This window comes from Acetitomaculum ruminis DSM 5522 (assembly GCF_900112085.1).
Lineage (GTDB): Bacteria > Bacillota > Clostridia > Lachnospirales > Lachnospiraceae > Acetitomaculum > Acetitomaculum ruminis.
Map to the genome: position 1 here is coordinate 193,914 of NZ_FOJY01000002.1, position 20,217 is coordinate 214,130.

The following is a 20,217-nucleotide window of genomic DNA, read 5'->3' on the forward strand; positions in this document are numbered from 1 at the left end:
GTATTAGTTTTGTTCCTTATCTCTAGACGCTTCGTTTCCGATTATTTTGATAAGTCCACTGTTTAATTCTTCTACTGCTATGGAAAGCGGTTTTTTCCCAACCGGATCATCAACTAATGGGTCATCACCTGCAACAATCTGTCTGGCTCTCTTAGAAGTAGCCATAACAATAGAATAACGGCTGTTAACTAAAGGTGCCTCACCTTCTTCTGTTTGTGAATTAACCACTTTCATTAAATCTGCATATGATGGATGTAACATAATCTATTCTCCTTTCAAAAAGTCTTTTGTATTTAACTGTTCTTTTATATCTGAAATGAACTCTTTGTTATTTTGAATTCTTTTTTGTTCACTTCTGATGATTTCGTCAAATTCTTCTACGCATTTTTCAAGATTATCATTTATTAAAACATATTGATATTTGTCAATATATTCAGACTCCTCTATGGCTCTTTTAAGTCGAAGCTCTATGGTTTGTTTATCTTCTGTTCCTCTTCCAATGAGTCTTGATTTCAATTCATTTGCACTAGGTGGCAAAACAAATATCATAACTGTTTCCGGATATTTTTCTTTAATTTTTAAGGCCCCCTGAATTTCTATTTCAAGAATTACATTCTTTCCATGAGAAAGGCATTTTTCGACATATGGTCTAGGGGTTCCATAATGATTATTCACATAAGAAGCATGCTCTAAAAACTCATCATTTTCAATCATTTCTTCAAATTTTTCTTCAGAAATAAAGAAATAATTCACTCCGTCTACCTCACCTGGACGAGGTTGCCTGGTAGTTGCTGAAACAGATATTGCATAATTATCATATTTGTCAAGCACTTCTTTAACAATAGTTCCCTTACCGGTTCCGGCGAAACCTGAAAGAATTACCATGATTCCTCTTTTACTCATAGTTTATCACCTCTGTTTTCCATAACATCATCGTTAAATCGCCCTGCCAGTGTATCTGTAGCTAATGCAGAAAGGATAATTACTCCGGTGTCGGTAATTATGACGGATTTTGTTCTTCTTCCGGAAGAAGCATCAATAACACTTCCGTCATTTTTCCCATTTTGAACAAGCCTTTTAGCCGGAGCTGAATCAGGACTTATTATACAAACTATTTTATCCGTATTTACTACATTTCCAAAACCTATATTTAGTAATCTCGACATTTTTAACACCTGTACTTATTATTAAATTTTATTCAATATTCTGAATCTGTTCACGAACCTTTTCAATCTCTGTTTTTAAATTTATGGCGTGATTGGAAATATCTATATCTCCTGCCTTAGAAAGAATCGTATTAGCCTCTCTGTTCATTTCCTGGGCTATAAAATCCAGTTTTCTGCCAACGCTTCCCCCAAGATTTAAGGTCTGTTTCATATGTTCTATATGACTTCTAAGTCTGACTGTTTCCTCGTCAACACAAACCTTATCCGCATATATAACAACTTCAGCGGCAATCCTGTTTTCGTCAAGTTCTGTATCAGAAAGAACCTCATCTAGTTTTTCCTTTAATTTAGCCCTGTATGCTATAACTGTCTCAGGTGAACGTTTTTCTATGTAATCAACATCCGTAATCATTCCATCAAGTTTTTTCATAATATCTTCACAAAGCTTAGAACCCTCAGATTTACGGGTTTCAACCAGGCTCTCACAGGCATGTCTTACGGTATCAAAAATAATTTCACCTAAAGCTTCATCATCTTTCTTTTCGTCTCTGGTTTCTATTACTTCAGGATATCTTACAAGAATTTCAGCACTTAAATTGTTAGGAATTTCAAATTCTTTTGACATTTCGTCACAATATTCTACATATGCTTTAGCAATTTTGCGATTATAGACTATAACAGACTCCTTTTCGGTATAGTCTTCGTAGGTAACAAACAAATCTACCTTTCCTCGCACTAAATAGTCCTTTAAAATATTTCTTATGTCGGATTCAAACATGCTGAATTTTTTCGGCATTTTAATGCTGGCATCCAAATATCTGTGATTTACTGATTTTATCTCCACGGTAATCTTTTGTTCGTCGTTGGAAAATTCATATCTTCCAAACCCTGTCATACTTTTAATCATTGATTTATCAATTCCTTTTTTAATGTATTAGTTTTATAATCCACAAAAATTCACATTATTATAACACACCTCAATTTTATTGTAAAGATTGAGCCCTTTGTGATAAAATACAAGTGCTTAAAATAAAGGAGGGACAAACACATGTCTTTTGATGGATTTACAATAGCAAATGTAACACATGATTTAAATAAATACCTTATTGGAGGAAGAATATCAAAAATTGCCCAACCGGAAAAGGATGAGCTTCTTTTTACCATAAAATGTCCTGATAGAAGTCAATTGCGTTTAATTATTTCTGCCAATGCTTCTCTTCCTCTTATTTATATTACAGATGAAAAAAAGCAAAGTCCCCTTACTGCTCCTAATTTTTGCATGCTTCTAAGAAAGCATATCCAAAACGGTAAAATTTTAAAAATAACACAGCCTGATATGGAAAGAGTAATCATTTTTGAAATTGAACACCTGGATGAAATGGGGGATTTAAAAACAAAACAGCTTATTGTTGAAATAATGGGCAAACACTCTAATATTATTTTTGCAGACATGGATAATAATATTATTGATTCCATTAAGCATGTTTCAGCAAATATGAGTTCCGTAAGGGAGGTTTTACCGGGAAGAACATATTTCATTCCTAAAACCGTTGAAAAGTTCAATCCTCTTTTAGCCAAAAAAGAAGATTTTTTCAGAGAGATTTTTTCAAAAAATATGAAGCTTTCAAAGTGCCTTTACAGCACTTACACAGGTATCAGCCCTGTTGTCGCTGAGGAAATCCTCTATAGAAGTCTGATTGACCCGGATGCCTATCCGGAAATATTAAAGGATTATGAAAAAGAACAGTTTTACAATACATTTTGTCAGGTAATGGACATTGTTAAAGACAGTACCTTTACTCCTGTAATTGTATATGACGGAAAGAAACCTGTTGAATATGCGGCAATAAAACTTAATATGTACCACGACCTAAACATTGTTGAATATGATAATATATCAACTGTTTTAAAAGATTATTACAAGCAAAAGGAAGTTGTTACCAGAATCAGACAAAAATCCGTTGATTTAAGAAAAATCACTTCCACTGCCTATGACAGAGCAAGAAAAAAACTTTCACTACAGGAAAAGCAGCTTAAAGATACTGAAAAAAGAGATAAATACAGAATTTATGGTGAACTTATCAATACTTACGGATACGATGTCAAACCTCAAAGTACTAAGATGGAGGCTTTAAATTACTATACTAATGAAAATATTACTATCCCTCTTGATAAGGATTTGACGCCACATGAAAACTCTGTCAGATATTTTAATAAATACAATAAATTAAAAAGAACTTTCGAGGCTTTGTCCTTACAAATTGAAAATACCAGAACTGAAATTGAACATCTGGAATCCATTTCTATTTGTCTTGATATAGCTGAAAACGAAGAAGATTTGGTTGAAATCAAAGAAGAACTTACCGAATACGGCTATATTAATAAAAAAAGAGGAGAAAAAAAGGCAAAGATTAAAAGCAGCCCTTTTCATTACATTTCAAGTGACGGGTTTGATATTTTTATCGGGAAAAATAATTACCAAAATGACATTCTGACTTTTAAAAACGGAACCGGTAATGACTGGTGGTTTCATGCAAAAAAAATCCCCGGCTCCCATGTTCTTGTTAAGACAAGAGATGGTAACCTTCCTGATAAAACCTTTGAAGAAGCAGCTCGCTTAGCCGCTTATTATTCAAAAGCACGGGAAAATGCAAAAGTTGAAGTTGATTATCTTCAGATAAAAAATGTCAAAAAACCTAATGGAGCAAAGCCAGGCTTTGTAGTCTATTATACAAATTATTCAATGACTGCCGAACCTGATATTTCCGGAATAAAGCAAATTTAACCTAACAAAAAACCTGAAATTTTTTAAATTTCAGGTTTTTTGTTATAACCACGGTGTAAGCATATTGTATAATGCTTCATATTCTTTTGCTGATTTCTCCCATGAAAAATCTTTTTTCATGCCTCTTTCTATTATTTTATTCCAGTCACGCTTTTTTTCTATGTATATTGATCTGGCATAATAAATAACGCTTAACATGTCATTGGCATTATAATTCGTAAAACTAAAACCTGTACCGGTTTTTTCATACTCATTATAAGGTTCTACCGTATCCTTTAAACCTCCCGTTTCCCTGACTATTGGAACGCATCCGTATCTTAATGAAATAAGCTGACTAAGTCCACAGGGTTCAAAAAGGGAAGGCATTAAAAATGCATCACTTGCAGCATACATCTCTCTTGACAATTCTTCTGAAAAATAAATACATGCTTTTATCTGTTTTGGATATTTCCATTCGTAGTGCCTAAACATATTTTCATATTGCTCTTCTCCTGTTCCAAGAACAATCATCTGTAAATCCTGGTTAGAGCAAAGATCATCCATTACAGCGCCTATTAAGTCAAATCCCTTTTGTTCTGTAAGTCTTGAAACTATTCCAATTAGAAACTTATTCTTTCCAACATCAAGGCCAAGCTTTTCCTGAAGTTTTATCTTGTTTTTTACCCTGCTCCATTTAAAACTGCTGACTCCGTATTTATGAGGAATATACGGGTCGGTAAGTGGATTATAAGATTCGTAATCTATTCCGTTTATGATACCGTATAGACTTCCCTGTCTGGCTTTAATAAGTCCATCAAGTCCCTCCCCAAAATAAGGAGTTTTTATTTCTTCTGAATAAGTCTTACTTACGGTAGCTATTATGTCGGAATATGCAATTCCACCTTTAAGATAATTTGCATCTCCGTAAGCTTCCAATTTATCAGGTTTAAAAAAATCTGCAGAAAGGCCGGTAATATCTTTTGTTTTTTTGATGTCCCATCTTCCCTGAAACTTTAAATTATGTATAGATATTACAGTTTTAATACCTCTATAAAATTCATCATTGGAAAAACTGTCTTTCAAATATACAGGTATTAAAGCTGTCTCCCAGTCATTGCAATGAATTATATCCGGTCTAAAATCTATTACCTTAAGACATGATAAAACCGCCTTGGAATAAAAAGCAAATTTTTCTATATCTTCGTGAATATATCCATATGGTGAAAATCCTGCAAAATAGTATTCATTATCAATAAAATAATATGTAATGCCCTTATATCGTGTCTGTAATATTCCTACATACTGCTGTCTCCAGCTTAAATCCATGTAAAAATGGTTTACATATTCCATTTTATCTTTCCATCTTTGTTCAATGCACATATATTTGGGTACTATAACTCTTACATCAAATTCGTCCTTGTTAAAGTATCTTGGTAAAGAACCTGCAACATCAGCAAGACCACCTGTTTTTATAAATGGTACTGCTTCTGATGTAGCGAACAATACTTTTTTCATCTTTCATCACCCTTTTTCAATTTCCTTCTTTATTATATTCGCATTATCCTTCATTTCTATTGCACTACTTAATATAGCATCCGTAATATCTGTTCCACCAACTAATCTGGACAATTCTGTTATAATTGCGTCATTTGACAATTTTATTATAGAGGAAGTGGTGCCTTCATTTTTGTTTATCTTTTTTTCTATGAGGAAATGACTATCTGCCATAGAGGCTATCTGAGCGAGATGTGTAATACAAATAACCTGATGTCTTCTGGCGATATATGCCATTTTTTTCGCCACCATTGAAGCAGTTCTTCCACTGATACCTGTATCGATTTCATCAAAAATAAGGGTATCTATATTATCTGTATCAGCTAAAACTGTTTTTATCCCAAGCATTATTCTGGAAAGTTCACCACCTGAAGCTACCTTTCCCAATGGTTTTAAATTTTCCCCCGGATTAGTAGATATAATAAACTCTGCATCATCAAAGCCATTTGCCGAATAATCCAAAGTCTTTCTAAACTCCATATTAAAAGAAACCTGCAAAAAATTCAAGTCAAGTAACGCTTTGGTAATCTCTTTTACCAATTTAGTAGATATTTTTTTTCTACATTCTGACAATTTTAACGAAGCATCAACCAAGTCTTTTTCGGCATTTTTCAACTTTTTATTAATAGATTCCTTGTAGGTTTCAAAATTTACAAGTGTATCAAGTCTTTTTCTTTTTTCTTCCAGTGAAGCTAAAATATCAGAAATTGAATCACCATATTTACTTTTTAAATTATTGATTACGGTAAGTCTTTGATTTATCTCTTCAAACTCTTCCTCACTAAATTCGTTTTCCGAAATATAATCAGAAAGTTCTCTAGAGAAATCGTTTAAAAGTGAATCCACATTTGAAAGAGAATCCAATAAATTAGAAAGATTTACATCATATTCAGCCACCTTTGATATAAGTCTCATTCCTTCACCAATGCTATTAGCAGCGGAATTATTGCCTTCAGAGATAAGCTGATGACATTTATTAACAGAATTAATTATTTTTTTACCATTAGAAAGCTTTTTATAATCAGCTTCAAGATTATCATCTTCACCATTTATAAGTGTGGCTGATTCGATTTCATTTATCTCAAATTCAAGAAAATCTATTTCTCTTTTTCTACTTTCTTCATCAATAGAAAGTTTGTCTAATTCATTTTTTAGTTCTGAATATCTTTTATAACAATCTGATGTAATCTCTTTTAATTTGGAAATCTTTTCCTTTCCAAATTCATCCAGAATCTTCAAATGATTTCTTTTGTCATTTAAAGATTGATGTTCCTGCTGACCATGAACATCAATCAATAAACCGCTTATTTCTTTAAGAACGGATACTGAAACATTTTCTCCGTTAATCTTAGAAAGAACCCTGTTTTTTAATACTTTTCTCGACAATATTATCTGGCCGTCTTCAAAGCTTATTCCTAACTCTTTCATTTTTTCACAAACTGCCTTTGAATCGGTTTCAAAAACAGCTTCCACCAGGGAATAATCATCATTATCCCGCAACAGGCTTCTGTCAAGCTTTCCTCCCAATGCGAAATTGAGGGAATCAATAATTATTGATTTTCCTGCACCGGTTTCACCGGACAATATATTTAAGCCTTCATCAAAATATATATCACTTTCATCAATTAAAGCCAGATTCTTTACGTGAAAATTTAAAAGCATTTACATTTTCTCTCCTAGATTTTTTATACAGATGTAATATTTTGTATTTTTTCGATAGCCAGGGCTGCTTCTTCTCTTCCCTTTGTAGCGCACATAATAGTATCATCCCCTGCGATACAACCGGCAATTTCAGCAATATTTAAAGCATCAATAGCTGCTGCTACAGCCATAGCCATACCCGGAAATGTCTTTACAACGATCATGTTTGATGCCTGGGTAATTGATACAAATCCATCTTTTAAAGCTCTTGAATATTTTTCACCTAAATTTGGAAGATTATTCGATAAAAATACATATTTTTGTCTGATACCATCCGGCGAGGCCTTGGATAATTTAAGTTCTCTAATGTCTCTTGATACAGTAGCCTGAGTAACACTAAATCCCGCTTCATTAAGCAAGGATGCCAATTCTTCCTGAGTCTCAATATCATGTTCTGTTATTAATTCTATTATTTTATTATGTCTGTCCTGTTTCATTTAAACACCTCATTTTTTAAATATATTCCTGCATTTTTTTGTGCAGCGTTTTTAGAAAACTGATTTTACTCATTTTCAATATTCTGGTTACATTTTTAGCCCTTGAAACTGTAATTTTTTCTCCCGAACTGACTTTTATAGGTTTTTTTCCATCAAAAGAAACCATTGCTTCTTCTATCTTTTGGCGCCTTCCTTCACCAATTTCAACGGTAATACTTGACTGTGCACTGATAACTATACTTTTTGTGCTTATGGTATGTGAATTGATAGGTGTTAAAAGAATAATCTGCGCCCTTGGTTCTACAATAGGTCCCCCTGCTGACATGCTATAAGCTGTAGAACCGGTAGGTGTGGCAATAATTATCCCATCAGCACTATATGTACAAAGATGTACATCGTCCACATATATTATAAAATTTAAGAGCCTTAAATTTCCACCTCTGTGAATAACGACATCATTTAAGGCAAAATCAGAAGATTTCATTTTTTGGGAGTTATCGAAAATCTCCCCCTGAACCATCATTCTATCTTCCATATCATAGACATCATCTATCAGGTTATTTAATGCATTTTCTATATCGTTAAGCTCTAATTCACATAAATAACCCATATTTCCCATATTAACACCTATTAAAGGTTTATTCATTCCAAAAATCTTTCTTGCTGCAAATAAAAGTGTTCCATCCCCCCCTAATACGATTATACAATCACTTTCTATGAGCTCTTTTGAAAATCTGATATTTTCGCCTTTTAAATCTGTGAGCTCAAAGCTTGCAAAGCAACCTCTTTCCTTTAAATATTCGACAATATATTTAGTGTTTATTAGTTCCAAATCCTTATAGGAATTTGTAATTATATGAAATTTTTTCATTTCTTACATTCTCCCGATAATTAATTATCAGTCCAAGCTGTCGTGTGCTTTTTGAACTGTTTCATCAATATTAATATACACGTTTTCCGCACTTTTGTCATTGCATAAATATAAAAGATATTCAATATTTCCTTCTGGACCCTTTACAGGTGAAAAATCAAGATTTTTTACCTTGAAACCTATTGACAAAGCAAATTCAACTACTTTTTCTATTACCTCTTTATGAACTTTTTTATCTCTGACAACCCCTTTTTTACCAACCTTTTCCTTTCCGGCTTCAAATTGTGGCTTTATAAGACAAACCAGTTCTCCCTTTTCTTTTAAAAGATTTTTTGCAACATTTAAAACCATTGTCAGAGAAATAAATGAAACATCTATTGATATAAAATCAGCCTCTTCTCCTAAATCCTCCGGAACAACATATCTTATATTGGTCTTTTCCATACATACTACTCTTTCATCCTGCCTTAGTTTCCAGGCAAGCTGCCCTCTTCCTACATCTATGGCAAATACCTTTACAGCCCCGTTTTGTAACATGCAATCCGTAAATCCTCCAGTGGAAGCACCAATATCTACACAGGTAAATCCATCAAGCTTAAGATCAAATACATCCATTGCTTTTTCCAGTTTAAGACCACCGCGACTGACATATTTTAATGATTTTCCTCTTACTTCTATTTTTGATTTTTCTTCGTCAAAAGTTGAACCGGCCTTATCTTCTTTTTGACCATTAACATATACTTCTCCTGCCATAATAACGGCTTTTGCCTTTTCTCTTGATTCTGCCAGTCCCTGTTTTACCAGTAAAACATCCAAACGTTCTTTTTTCATATTATTTGTATATCCTTAAATGATTAATAATTCTATCAGCAACACTAACTGCATCTATATGACATTCCCTTTGAAGAACTTCAACGCTACCTTGTTCTATAAAAGTGTCTTCGATGCCTATATTTAAAACTTTTATGTCTATATTTTCCTGATTTATATAAGCCAATACCTGCTGTCCAAAACCTCCGGCAAGTACATTTTCTTCTAAAGTAACCAAAAGCCTGTGTTTTTCGCCCAGATTTTCAATCAGTTTTTTATCAAAAGGTTTAACAAACCTTGCATTAATCAAAGTTACATTATGTCCTTTTTCTTTAAGAAGCATCCTTACTTTCTCAGATATTTTGACCATATTTCCTACGGCCAATAACGCAATTTCATCTTCATCATATATTATTTCTGAGATGCCATATTGAATTTCTTTTCTAAAAGACTGTAAACCATCATAAGCTTCACCTCTTGGATAGCGTAAAGCAATAGGTCCATCGTACTTCAATGCAAATTTTAACATATCTGATAACTCCCACTTGTTTTTTGGAGCCATCACTGTCATATTAGGCATCATGGTAAGGTATGAAAGGTCAAATACTCCCTGATGTGTCTGTCCATCCTTTCCTACAAGACCAGCTCTGTCTATGGCAAATACTACATGAAGATTTTGCATACACACATCATGAATAACCTGATCATACGCCCTTTGTAAAAAAGATGAATACACTGCAAACACCGGTTTTAAACCTCCTACGGCAAGCCCTGCCGCAAAAGTTACACCGTGTTGTTCTGCTATACCTACATCAAAAAAACGATCCGGAAATTTTCTTGCAAATCTTTTTAATCCGGTTCCATCAGCCATAGCCGCAGTTATAGCTACTACCTTTTCATCTCTTTCGCCCATTTTTTTCATTACTGTGGAAAAAACATCTGTATATCCTGATTTTTTACTTGGAGATTCCGGAATACCGTTTTCTACCTTAAAGGCACCTGTACCATGAAATCTGGAAGGGTGTCTTTCTGCTGGAAGATAACCTTTTCCTTTTTTGGTTACAACATGGACAATGACAGGCCCGTTAACTTTTTTAGCATCATTAAATGCCTTAACAAGCTTTTCAATATCATAACCATCCAAAGGCCCCAAATACTTAATATCCATATTTTCAAAAAGCATCCCCGGTAAAATCAATTGTTTTATTCCGCTTTTTGTTTTTCTGATGGTATTTACTGCCATAGAGCCAATATTAGGAATCTTTTCCAATGTATTTATAACATTTGTCTTTAAATCCGTGTACTGTGATGATGTACGCAAATGTCCTAGATATTCTGACATTCCGCCAACATTTTTAGAAATAGACATTTCATTATCATTTAAAACTATTATTAAATTTGTCTTTAAAGCAGAAGCATTATTCAAAGCCTCAAATGCCATTCCTCCGGTAAGTGCGCCGTCACCTATAACACTTACCACATAAAAATTTTCAGCTGATAAATCTCTTGCATGAGCAATTCCGAGACCGGCTGAAATGGAAGTAGAACTATGTCCCGTATCAAAACTGTCGCAGGAACTTTCAGTTCTTTTAGGAAATCCGCTAAGGCCCTCGAATTCCCTTAAATTATCAAATTCATCTTTTCTGCCTGTCAACACCTTATGGGTATATGATTGATGTCCAACATCCCAGATTATCTTATCTTTAGGCAAATCAAAAGCCAAATGCAATGCCATAGTAAGTTCAATAACCCCAAGATTAGAAGCAAGATGTCCTCCCTTTACGCTTATCTTATTTATGAGAAATTGTCTGATTTCATTTGCAAGAAGAAATATTTCCTCTTTTTTCAGCTTTTTTATGTCATTAACCTGATTTATCTTTTCTAAAACCATTTAGTTCCACACCTTTTATTTATTTCTTCCAACAAGTTTCAAAATCAAAGATGTTAAAAATTCATCTTCAATATTTAAACTTTTCATAATATCAATAGCTTCAGACGATAATCTGTCTACATCTTTTTGAGATTGTTCAATGCCATAAAGGGTTACATAGGTTGATTTGTTATTTTTTTCATCACTTTTAACCGGCTTACCCAATTCGATTTCATCGCCTGTAACATCTAAAATATCATCACGAATTTGAAAAGCAACTCCCACTTTATTTCCGATTTTTTCAATTTGAGATACCGTATTATCATCTGCTCCTGCCAAAACAGCTCCTATCATCATAGAACTTTCAATCATGGCTGCAGTTTTTAATCTGAAAATAAAATCCAGCTGCTTATTATCTATCTTTTTACCAGTTAGTTCAACATCCAAAACCTGACCGCCTAGCATTCCATAAATACCTGATTTATTTAAAAGAATCTTCAAAGCTTTTGATAAATTTTTGTTTTCAAAATCAATATCAAAGGCTTTTAAAGCTGTTTCTACGGATAAATTAAGCAGGGCATCTCCAGCTAAAATACCCATGTCTTCACCATAAACCAGCCAGGTTGTTTTTTTACCCCTTCTGTATTTATCATTATCCATTGCAGGAAGATCATCATGAACCAGAGAATATGTGTGTATCATCTCAATAGCTGCCATAAAAGGCTCTACAACTTCACCTTTTCCATTAAAAATATCAAAAGTTTCTTTCATCAGTATAGGCCTTAGTCTTTTTCCTCCAGCCAAAATACTGTAATTAACCGCTTCTATAACCTTTTTTTGATATCCTTCTTCTTTTAAGAGATATTTATTGATTACAGAATTTGCATATTCTGTTCTTTCTTCCAATGCCTTTTTAAAATTCATCTGTCGCTCCATCTTCATTAAGCAATAAAACCTTTTTTTCTATCGTATCTACACTTTCCTGGCATTTTTTTATTAATTCAACACCTTCTTTGTAGAATTTAAAGGAATCTTCTAGACTAATTTCCTTATTTTCAAGCTTTTTAACTAGTTCATCTAATTTTCCAAAGGCCTCTTCCAGGCTAAAATTAAGATTTTCTTCCATGTTCATATCCTTTTAAAATCTTGCATCATCTATGTAAAGCGGACATTCGGAATCCGCTTTGCTACTTCCTCATGAACGCAGTGGCACTTTGTGCCACCTGTCAGAAGGGGCTTTAACCCCTTCTGACACTTGTAAGCTTATACCCCCGCTTAAAGCTTACGCTTTTGAAGCGGGAGATTGCTTACACTGCGTTCAAAACACATAAAAATCAATAGGTTTCCCTAATCTTATCAACTACTTTTGCTTTAATACTACCGTCTTTTACATTTATATTTATACAGTCACCTTTTTCAACATTATTTATGCTATTAATCATATTACCTTTTTCATCTGATACATAGGAAAATCCGGATGATAATTTTTCTAAAGGTGACAGTCCCTTCAAACGCTCAATATAGACTGAAAGCCTGCTTTTTTCGTTAGAAAGCTTGAGATTCATCAAATATTTCAATTTATCTTCAAAAGATAAAAGATACATTTTTTTATCATTGATTATATTTTCCGGATTTAAATGTCGAAAGGCATTTTTATAAGAATCTACCAATAACCTTTTGTCAGATATTATATTTTTTTCATAAATATCCAACTTGTCTTTATATACCTTTAAGGTGTTTAAAAATCCTTCATAACTGTAAACAGCAAGTTCTGCTGCTGCTGAAGGTGTTGGTGCTCTTAAATCAGCAACAAAATCAGCAATTGTAAAGTCTGTCTCATGACCAACTGCACTTATAACAGGAACTTTTGAGTCAAATATGGCTCTTGCAACAATTTCCTCGTTGAAAGCCCAGAGATCTTCAATAGAACCTCCACCTCGCCCGACAATTATGGTATCAACCCCCAGATTGTTTAAGGCTTGTATACCTTTTGTTATACTATATGCCGCTCCTTCTCCTTGCACTTTAGCAGGATATAGTATTATCTCCACGAAAGGATTTCTTCTTTTTGTAATATTTATAATATCTCTTATGGCAGCTCCTGTAGGTGCTGTTACTACGCCAAGCTTTTTTATAAATACCGGAATGGGCACTTTATACATTTCATCAAACATGCCCATTTCCAATAATTCAGCCTTTAATTGTTCAAATTTTTTATACAAATCCCCCTGACCATCAAGAGTAATCTCTCTGGCATAAATCTGATATTTTCCATCTCTGTCAAAAACCCTTATGCTTCCCCTTACAAGAACCTGTTGTCCTTCAGACATTCTAAAGTCAAGTCCACTTCTATAGGATGAAAACATAATGGCATTTATAGTAGATTTTTCATCTTTTAATGTAAAATAAATATGTCCGCTGGAGTGATATTTGCAGTTTGAAATCTCTCCCTTTACAACAGCATTTCCCAATATGAAATCCTGTTCAAAAAGACTTTTTATATAACCATTAATTTGTGAAACTGAATATGCTTTTTCCATTCTAATTAACCAACTGAGCTAATATACCATTAATAAAAGAAGCCTTTTCATCCTGTCCATACATCTTTCCAAGTTCAACAGCTTCGTTAATTGCGACTGAAACAGGTACATTATCGTCGTATCTTGCCTCGTATAATGCAAGTCTGATTATGTTTAAATCAGTCTTACAAATCCTTTTTATATCCCATTCTTTTGATATCTTTTCAATATCACTATCAAGTTCAGATATTTTTTCTACAACTTTTTCATATTTTTCTATTATCTCATCTTTATCCTCTTGCCTTATATTTTCAAGAGCAATGTCATCTTCTTCATCTTCACCCACTAAATTTTCAAAAAACAATTGAACCTGTTCATTCATTTCCTCATTTTCATAAAACTCTTTTCTATAAAGTAATCTAAAAATGTTTTCTCTCAATTGTCTACGGTTCATCTTTTCCTCCTGATTTTCAAATGTATGCTACACCTATCAAAGTGGGCATTAGTATTTCCCGAAAGTCTTTAAGCTGTCCGAAAAAAAACCACTTCGCTGTTTGTTCTGCCTATTAAGATTTATTTTGCAGATCCTATTCCAACGATTCTAATATTCACATTAGCAGTTTGTAAACCTGTCATATTTTCAATGGCAGTTTTTACTCTGTCTTGAACAGTCTCACAAACCTTAGGAATATTCTGACCAAAGTCAATATAAATCGCTATATCTGTTCTAACTATTCCATTTTCTAATTGAATCCTGACTCCTCTGGCAAGATTTTTTTTGGATACTCGTCCAACTATATCATTTGTTATATTCCCGGCAAGAGCATTAACTCCCTCCACCTCAGTAGCTGCAAAGCCTGCAATAACTGCAACTACCTGTTGAGCAATCTGCACTTCACCGTAGTCATCATCTTTTATTATATATACATTTTTATCATCTTTTGGCATAAAATAACCTCCTGTTTTATGCATTAAAATATGTTTTTATACAAAACTTATGAAAAAACAAACTATTTCAATTATATCATCATATAATGCATTTGCAAATAAAAGTTCGTTAACATTTTCTTAGAACTTAATTATCAAATTCTAATTTATCAAATCCTGCAAGAAGTTTTTTCACGCAGGCGAATATTCTGTCGCAATCACCTTGTCTGCTTCCCTCAATATTTAAAGGCATTTTCGGTTCGTGAAGGGACATTCTTAAAAGAGTCCATCCCATGGTATCTGCCTGCTTAAATGATATTCTAACACCTTCATAAGCGTTTTTTGCAACAAAATATCCACTGGATATGGCGCGTTTTTCAAACTCTTCTAAAACATTTTTCCCGTATTCCTTATAATCTTCACAGTTAATTTTTATACGGTACTCTCTTTCTTCAAAACCTTCTTTTAATTTATCTATGTATGAAGTAAGGTCTTTTCCGTTTTTCTTTGCCTTTGCAGCTGCAATTATTAATTTTACAGCCATATAAGCACCATCATCCAAAAAATAGTTTTCTTTAAATGCACCATGTCCCGATGTTTCTATGGCCAAAGGTGCTTCTATTCCTTCTTCATTAAGTCTGATGGCTTCATTTATTACATTTCTGTATCCTCTTTTAAATATATGGTGCTTCATATGGAGGTTTTCTTCTAAAAATTCGGTAAGTCTGTCTGAAACCACGGAGTCGGTAACTATGGTTCCATAAATATTATCTTTTGCAAGTATAGCAGCCATCATGGCTATATTGGCATCTTTATTAACTACTTCTCCATCCCCTAAAACTGCTGCCATTCTATCCACATCCGTGTCAAAAATAATTCCAAAATCTGCTTTAGCATTTAAAACCCCCTGCTTAATTGAATTAATGGCGTCCTTATCTTCAGGATTTGGAATATGATTGGGAAACATTCCATCAGGCTGTAGATAAAGGCTTCCTCTTGTATCTGCTCCCAGTTTGTCAATGACTTTTGAAACGAAAAATCCTCCTGCACCATTTCCTGCATCCACTACAATTTTCAAGCCCTTAAGAGGCTTATTTGGGTTATGACTTGCATTAACACCATCTCTAATCTTTTTAGCAAGAAACTCTGAATATACATCCATTAACTTAACCTGTGAAAATAAAGGATTTCCTTTTGTCAAATCCTCTTCTTTAAACTCTTCTTTATTTGCTATGGATACTATTTCTGTTATGTCTTCTTTTTCTACTCCGCCTTCTTTTGTAAAAAATTTCATTCCGTTTCTGTCATAAGGCAGGTGACTTGCTGTAACCATGATAGTTCCATCATATGAAAATTCATCAAATATAGTCGCCATAAACATGGCAGGTGTAGAAGAAAGTCCTGTGTCGTATATTTTCACTCCTAACTTTTCAGCTCCGGCAAATATACCGGATTTTAAACTGTCAGCACTTATTCTTGAATCATTTCCAACTGCTATAATAAGATTTCTAATATCTTTTCCTGTTTTTTTCGCCAAAAATTTTATAAATCCTATGGTTAAAAGATATGTCTCTTTGTTAGTAAGATTTACAATAGGATTTTCTTCGCTTTCGATACTTATTCCTCTAATGTCACTTCCATTTTGCAATTTTTCCAGCATACTTATTCTCCAATCTACTAAAATTATTAATTACTATCTGACATAACTTTATAAACAATCCCCTTTATTTTCTTTGATATCAAATATTAAAAATTTTAAATCCATCTCTTCTGGCCTGACATATAAGTGTCAGATTATATTCCTTGGCAAGTTCTATGGCTTTTGTTGTCGGTACTCCTTTGCTTACAAACATAGGTACACCGGCATAAATCATTTTAGTAACCATATCATGCGGAACTCTCCCGCTTGTATAAAATGAACATAACCTCAGATTGTATCCTTCAAGTAGTACTTTTCCAACAGCCTTATCAATAGCATTATGCCTTCCCACATCCTCACAGACAAACAAAAGCCTTTCTCCCTTAAAGGCAAAGCAGCTGTGAGCTCCTTTGGTTTTTTTGTAAAGCGGTTGTTCTGCGTCCAATAAATCAGCCATTTTAAAGACCCATTCTTTCTTCCAATCTATTGGAAAGAGTTTTCTAAGGGGAATTTCTTTTGTGATATCAGTTTTTTCATCTATTGTAACTATTGCTTTTGTATCTTTATCTGAAAAGCTTATATTTTTAATCTGCTTTAAATTATAAACATATCCGTTTGTATAAAGGTTACCTATTACAAGTTCCTTCAATTCTTTTTTCGAACAATAAACATGTTTTGTAACCTTATCATTAATAATTATATCCATTTCATGTTCTACTAAAAAATTTCCACTCTCAGAAGATGTTTCCCCTTCCCGTCTTACATTTATATATTCAACCTTTTCATATCTTCCTGACATTGCCTTACCACCTTTACAATTTGTATAGTCATATGTATTTTACCATATTATAAATAAAAAATGTTTATATTATCTGTTTTTCCTATTTTAGTCAATTAAAACATTATTTTGTAATTAGCCTTTTGTTATAAGTATTTCCCTGTTACAGGTAATAGATAAAATATAAATTTAAAATGTTTTATCAATTTTATTTTTATGTTATACTTTGCTATGTATATTTTTACAAATCTTAAGAATACAAGGTGATAACTTATGCCAATAAGAATTCAAAACGATCTTCCTGCAAAGGAAATATTAGAAAAAGAAAATATATTCGTCATGGACGAAGACAGAGCTTTTCATCAGGATATCCGTCCTATTGATATTGGTATCATAAATCTCATGCCAGTCAAGGAAAACACTGAATTACAGCTTCTTCGTTCACTATCAAATACCCCGTTACAGGTAAATGTAACTTTTTTAACAGTTTCAACACATGTTTCGAAAAATACACCGCCTAGTCACTTAAACCGTTTTTACACTACCATTGAAAAAATGGGACGCAAAAATCTGGATGGACTTATAATAACCGGTGCTCCCATAGAAACTTTGGAATTTGAAGAAGTTGACTATTGGGATGAGCTTTGCCACATAATGGATTGGACAAAGCATCATGTTACCTCAACTCTTCATATTTGCTGGGGTGCCCAGGCTGGTTTGTACCACCATTTCAATCTTAAAAAACATAGACTTGACAGTAAACTTTTTGGAGTTTTTCCTCATAGGGTTATGAATCGTAAAGAGCCCCTTGTACGCGGCTTTGACGATATATTTTATGCGCCTCATTCAAGACACACCTGTGTCAGCAAAGAAGATATTTATAATACCAAAGAACTGACAGTTATGGCTGATTCTGATGAAGCCGGAGTTTTCTTATGCATGTCTGATAAAGGAAGACAGATTTTTGTTATGGGACATCCTGAATATGACCGCTATACCCTTGATATAGAATACAAACGAGATCTCAATAAAGGATTAGCTATAGAATTGCCTAAGAATTATTATCCAAATGACAATCCTGAAGAAAGACCTCTTCTTTCCTGGAGATCTCATGCAAACAACCTTTATACAAACTGGCTTAACTATTATGTATATCAGGCTACTCCATATGACATAAATACAAATACTATTTAATTATTTCAGAGACCGTTATAAGGGTCTCTGATTTTTTTACATTTTAAGATATTCTTCCTCTGTAATGATAGGAATTCCTAATTCTTTAGCCTTTTTGTTTTTGGAAGAATTTGAAGTAATATCATTATTTATAAGATAATCTGTATTTTTTGTAACTGATCCTGTCACCTTTCCTCCCATTTTTTCTATCTCAGCCTTTAATTCATTTCTGTTAGCAAAATGATTGACACTTCCTGTAATTACAAAGGTTTTTCCGGCAAATTTTTGAGGCGTGTCATTTGTTTCCTTTACAAGTTTTATATTATTCAAAAGATTATTATAAAGTGACAGATTTTCCGGATTTTGGAAATACTGCGTAAAGGATTTTGCAAGGATATCGCCAATTCCAGATATTGATAGTAATTCTTCCTCTTTTGCGTAAATAACCTTTTCAGGGTCATCTTCAAAATTTTTACATATCAGTTTTGCCATGGATAAACCGATATTTGGAATTCCCAATGCATAAATAATCCTGTAAAGGTTTGTTTCTTTTTTATTTTCAATCTCTTTTACCAGATTTTCATAGGATTTTTCCCCGAATCCTTCCATTTCAACTATTCTTTCTTTGCTGTCACTTAAGCTAAAAAGATCTGTTACATTATGAATAATTCCCTGATTTATAAACTTTTCCAAGGTAGCTTCAGATAATCCTTCAATATTTAAAGCATCTCTGCTTACCATAAGACTTAACTGTTTAATCTTTTTTGCAATACACAAAGGATTTTTACAATATAAAAATTCTCCGTCATTAACTTTTTTAATCTCTGTGTTTCCCCCACATACAGGACATTTATCCGGAATACTGCAATTTCCGCTTTCTGTTTCATTTGAAGCTATTTGGGGAATAATCATATTCGCCTTGTAAACGCTTATTTCATCACCGATTCCCAACTTTAATTCTTTTAAAATACTCACATTATGAACGCTGGCTCTTGAAACAGTTGTACCTTCTAACTCCACAGGTTCAAAAACTGCCACCGGATTTAAAAGTCCTGTCCTGGAAGCGCTCCACTCTATATCCAATAAATGTGTCTTTGCTATCTCATCTTTCCATTTAAAAGCCATGGCATTTCTTGGAAATTTAGCAGTTGTGCCAAGACTTTCACCATAGGAAATATCTTCTAAAACTAAAACCAATCCATCAGAAGGAAAACTGTTATCTGCTATTTTGCTTTCAAAGTTTTTCACTGCGTCTTCTAAATTATCCGGATTAACCAACTGATGATATACAACTTCAAAGCCCTGATTTGAAAGCCATTCAAACTGATTCATTCTGGAATTCCCAAATTCTACATCTTCCGCACTTACAAGAGCAAAAACAATGGCATTAACATTTCTTTTTGCAGTTATGGATGAATCTAACTGTCTTACAGAACCGCTGCAAAGATTTCTGGGATTCTTAAACTTGTCTTTAGCTTCAAGACTTTCATTTATCTGTTCAAAATCCACATATTTAATAACAGCTTCTGCTCTGATAACCAGTTTTTTCTTAAATGGAATTTTTAAAGGAATATTTTTAAAGGTTCTGGCATTTTGAGTAATTACTTCCCCAATTTCTCCATTCCCCCTGGTAACCGCCTTCGCTAATTCACCGTTTTCGTAAGTAAGCACAACAGTAAGTCCATCTAATTTCCAAGATAAAACGGCTTCTTTTCCATTTAAAAAGCTTTTAAGTGATTCCACTTCCTTAGTTTTATCCAAAGATAACATAGGACTTTCATGTCTTTCTTTTTCAAGATTTGAAAGTACTTCATAACCTACATTTACTGTTGGCGAATTAGCAGGTACGATACCTGTCTCGTTTTGAAGTTTTTCTAATTCGTCATATAAAGCATCATATTCTAAATTGGTCATTATCTCCTTTTCTCCCTGATAATAAGCCTTAGATGCTTCATTTAAAATATTAATAAGCTCTTTGATTCTGTCTAATTTGTCCATTTTATCCCCT

Annotated in this window: 20 protein-coding genes; 2 read left to right on the plus strand and 18 right to left on the minus strand. The window is 33.3% G+C overall.

The window, feature by feature from the left end:
- Positions 1–3: 3 nt before the first annotated feature.
- Genes rpoZ through BM153_RS02040 form a run of 4 tightly spaced genes read right to left on the minus strand, consistent with a single transcriptional unit; the run spans position 4 to position 2,073 of the window.
- A complete protein-coding gene (gene rpoZ / locus BM153_RS02025) occupies positions 4–261 on the minus strand; it encodes a DNA-directed RNA polymerase subunit omega (protein ID WP_092870237.1) in 258 nt (85 codons plus the stop codon).
- Positions 262–264: 3 nt separating this feature from the next.
- Positions 265–903, minus strand: a complete 639-nt coding sequence (gene gmk, locus BM153_RS02030) for a guanylate kinase (RefSeq protein ID WP_092870240.1) — start codon at positions 901–903, stop codon at positions 265–267.
- Positions 900–1,166, minus strand: a complete 267-nt coding sequence (locus tag BM153_RS02035; RefSeq protein WP_092870242.1) for a DUF370 domain-containing protein — start codon at positions 1,164–1,166, stop codon at positions 900–902. Before BM153_RS02035 ends, gmk begins: the two co-directional genes overlap by 4 nt.
- Positions 1,167–1,194: 28 nt before the next feature.
- Positions 1,195–2,073 carry a YicC/YloC family endoribonuclease gene (locus tag BM153_RS02040; protein ID WP_092870244.1) on the minus strand — a complete coding sequence of 293 codons (879 nt, stop codon included), beginning with the start codon at positions 2,071–2,073 and terminating at the stop codon, positions 1,195–1,197.
- 141 nt (positions 2,074–2,214) lie between these two features.
- On the opposite strand from BM153_RS02040, the gene BM153_RS02045 reads away from it, so the two are divergent.
- On the plus strand, positions 2,215–3,951 hold the full coding sequence (locus BM153_RS02045; protein ID WP_092870246.1) for an Rqc2 family fibronectin-binding protein: 1,737 nt from the start codon (positions 2,215–2,217) through the stop codon (positions 3,949–3,951).
- Between the two features lie 42 nt (positions 3,952–3,993).
- On the opposite strand, the gene glgA is transcribed toward BM153_RS02045, so the two are convergent.
- The 13 genes from glgA to BM153_RS02110 all read right to left on the minus strand — a co-directional run bounded on the left by glgA (position 3,994) and on the right by BM153_RS02110 (position 17,057).
- Positions 3,994–5,445: a glycogen synthase GlgA gene (gene glgA / locus BM153_RS02050; RefSeq protein ID WP_092870248.1), complete on the minus strand. Its 1,452-nt coding sequence runs from the start codon at positions 5,443–5,445 to the stop codon at positions 3,994–3,996.
- A gap of 6 nt (positions 5,446–5,451) precedes the next feature.
- Positions 5,452–7,146 (minus strand): DNA repair protein RecN, encoded by a 1,695-nt coding sequence (gene recN / locus BM153_RS02055; protein WP_092870250.1) that lies wholly within the window; start codon positions 7,144–7,146, stop codon positions 5,452–5,454.
- Positions 7,147–7,169: 23 nt separating this feature from the next.
- Complete coding sequence (argR, locus tag BM153_RS02060; protein ID WP_092870252.1) at positions 7,170–7,622, minus strand: arginine repressor; 453 nt, start codon at positions 7,620–7,622, stop codon at positions 7,170–7,172.
- Positions 7,623–7,638: 16 nt separating this feature from the next.
- On the minus strand, positions 7,639–8,493 hold the full coding sequence (locus BM153_RS02065) for an NAD(+)/NADH kinase (RefSeq protein WP_092870254.1): 855 nt from the start codon (positions 8,491–8,493) through the stop codon (positions 7,639–7,641).
- A gap of 27 nt (positions 8,494–8,520) precedes the next feature.
- Positions 8,521–9,324 (minus strand): TlyA family RNA methyltransferase, encoded by an 804-nt coding sequence (locus tag BM153_RS02070; RefSeq protein ID WP_092870256.1) that lies wholly within the window; start codon positions 9,322–9,324, stop codon positions 8,521–8,523.
- Between the two features lies 1 nt (position 9,325).
- Positions 9,326–11,194 (minus strand): 1-deoxy-D-xylulose-5-phosphate synthase, encoded by a 1,869-nt coding sequence (gene dxs, locus BM153_RS02075; protein ID WP_092870258.1) that lies wholly within the window; start codon positions 11,192–11,194, stop codon positions 9,326–9,328.
- 15 nt (positions 11,195–11,209) lie between these two features.
- Complete coding sequence (locus BM153_RS02080) at positions 11,210–12,097, minus strand: polyprenyl synthetase family protein (RefSeq protein WP_092870260.1); 888 nt, start codon at positions 12,095–12,097, stop codon at positions 11,210–11,212.
- The gene (gene xseB, locus BM153_RS02085) at positions 12,087–12,299 is read right to left on the minus strand and encodes an exodeoxyribonuclease VII small subunit (protein WP_092870262.1); all 213 of its coding nucleotides are present in this window, start codon (positions 12,297–12,299) and stop codon (positions 12,087–12,089) included. The genes BM153_RS02080 and xseB overlap by 11 nt, the downstream gene beginning before the upstream one ends.
- 208 nt (positions 12,300–12,507) lie before the next feature.
- Positions 12,508–13,713, minus strand: a complete 1,206-nt coding sequence (gene xseA / locus BM153_RS02090; protein ID WP_092870264.1) for an exodeoxyribonuclease VII large subunit — start codon at positions 13,711–13,713, stop codon at positions 12,508–12,510.
- Position 13,714: 1 nt separating this feature from the next.
- The gene (nusB, locus tag BM153_RS02095; protein ID WP_092870266.1) at positions 13,715–14,146 is read right to left on the minus strand and encodes a transcription antitermination factor NusB; all 432 of its coding nucleotides are present in this window, start codon (positions 14,144–14,146) and stop codon (positions 13,715–13,717) included.
- A 119-nt stretch (positions 14,147–14,265) separates the two neighbouring features.
- Complete coding sequence (locus BM153_RS02100; protein ID WP_092870268.1) at positions 14,266–14,640, minus strand: Asp23/Gls24 family envelope stress response protein; 375 nt, start codon at positions 14,638–14,640, stop codon at positions 14,266–14,268.
- A gap of 127 nt (positions 14,641–14,767) precedes the next feature.
- On the minus strand, positions 14,768–16,279 hold the full coding sequence (locus BM153_RS02105) for a phosphohexomutase domain-containing protein (protein ID WP_177205535.1): 1,512 nt from the start codon (positions 16,277–16,279) through the stop codon (positions 14,768–14,770).
- Positions 16,280–16,358: 79 nt separating this feature from the next.
- Positions 16,359–17,057, minus strand: coding sequence for a formate dehydrogenase accessory sulfurtransferase FdhD (locus tag BM153_RS02110; protein ID WP_092870272.1), 699 nt, complete (start codon positions 17,055–17,057; stop codon positions 16,359–16,361).
- Positions 17,058–17,309: 252 nt separating this feature from the next.
- Here BM153_RS02110 and metA point away from each other — a divergent pair, with 252 nt between their 5' ends.
- Entirely contained in the window at positions 17,310–18,230 is a 921-nt protein-coding gene (gene metA / locus BM153_RS02115) for a homoserine O-acetyltransferase MetA (protein ID WP_092870274.1), read from the plus strand.
- A 36-nt stretch (positions 18,231–18,266) separates the two neighbouring features.
- Here the strand turns inward: metA and ligA are convergent, their stop codons facing one another.
- Positions 18,267–20,207, minus strand: a complete 1,941-nt coding sequence (ligA, locus tag BM153_RS02120; protein WP_092870276.1) for an NAD-dependent DNA ligase LigA — start codon at positions 20,205–20,207, stop codon at positions 18,267–18,269.
- Positions 20,208–20,217 lie beyond the last annotated feature (10 nt).

What these genes read in the sequence shown, in the direction of transcription:
- rpoZ (WP_092870237.1), bottom strand. Translation starts at nt 261, where the DNA reads ATGTTACATCCATCATATGCAGATTTAATGAAAGTGGTTAATTCACAA.
- gmk (WP_092870240.1), bottom strand. Translation starts at nt 903, where the DNA reads ATGAGTAAAAGAGGAATCATGGTAATTCTTTCAGGTTTCGCCGGAACC.
- BM153_RS02035 (WP_092870242.1), bottom strand. Translation starts at nt 1,166, where the DNA reads ATGTCGAGATTACTAAATATAGGTTTTGGAAATGTAGTAAATACGGAT.
- BM153_RS02040 (WP_092870244.1), bottom strand. Translation starts at nt 2,073, where the DNA reads ATGATTAAAAGTATGACAGGGTTTGGAAGATATGAATTTTCCAACGAC.
- BM153_RS02045 (WP_092870246.1), top strand. Translation starts at nt 2,215, where the DNA reads ATGTCTTTTGATGGATTTACAATAGCAAATGTAACACATGATTTAAAT.
- glgA (WP_092870248.1), bottom strand. Translation starts at nt 5,445, where the DNA reads ATGAAAAAAGTATTGTTCGCTACATCAGAAGCAGTACCATTTATAAAA.
- recN (WP_092870250.1), bottom strand. Translation starts at nt 7,146, where the DNA reads ATGCTTTTAAATTTTCACGTAAAGAATCTGGCTTTAATTGATGAAAGT.
- argR (WP_092870252.1), bottom strand. Translation starts at nt 7,622, where the DNA reads ATGAAACAGGACAGACATAATAAAATAATAGAATTAATAACAGAACAT.
- BM153_RS02065 (WP_092870254.1), bottom strand. Translation starts at nt 8,493, where the DNA reads ATGAAAAAATTTCATATAATTACAAATTCCTATAAGGATTTGGAACTA.
- BM153_RS02070 (WP_092870256.1), bottom strand. Translation starts at nt 9,324, where the DNA reads ATGAAAAAAGAACGTTTGGATGTTTTACTGGTAAAACAGGGACTGGCA.
- dxs (WP_092870258.1), bottom strand. Translation starts at nt 11,194, where the DNA reads ATGGTTTTAGAAAAGATAAATCAGGTTAATGACATAAAAAAGCTGAAA.
- BM153_RS02080 (WP_092870260.1), bottom strand. Translation starts at nt 12,097, where the DNA reads ATGAATTTTAAAAAGGCATTGGAAGAAAGAACAGAATATGCAAATTCT.
- xseB (WP_092870262.1), bottom strand. Translation starts at nt 12,299, where the DNA reads ATGGAAGAAAATCTTAATTTTAGCCTGGAAGAGGCCTTTGGAAAATTA.
- xseA (WP_092870264.1), bottom strand. Translation starts at nt 13,713, where the DNA reads ATGGAAAAAGCATATTCAGTTTCACAAATTAATGGTTATATAAAAAGT.
- nusB (WP_092870266.1), bottom strand. Translation starts at nt 14,146, where the DNA reads ATGAACCGTAGACAATTGAGAGAAAACATTTTTAGATTACTTTATAGA.
- BM153_RS02100 (WP_092870268.1), bottom strand. Translation starts at nt 14,640, where the DNA reads ATGCCAAAAGATGATAAAAATGTATATATAATAAAAGATGATGACTAC.
- BM153_RS02105 (WP_177205535.1), bottom strand. Translation starts at nt 16,279, where the DNA reads ATGCTGGAAAAATTGCAAAATGGAAGTGACATTAGAGGAATAAGTATC.
- BM153_RS02110 (WP_092870272.1), bottom strand. Translation starts at nt 17,057, where the DNA reads ATGTCAGGAAGATATGAAAAGGTTGAATATATAAATGTAAGACGGGAA.
- metA (WP_092870274.1), top strand. Translation starts at nt 17,310, where the DNA reads ATGCCAATAAGAATTCAAAACGATCTTCCTGCAAAGGAAATATTAGAA.
- ligA (WP_092870276.1), bottom strand. Translation starts at nt 20,207, where the DNA reads ATGGACAAATTAGACAGAATCAAAGAGCTTATTAATATTTTAAATGAA.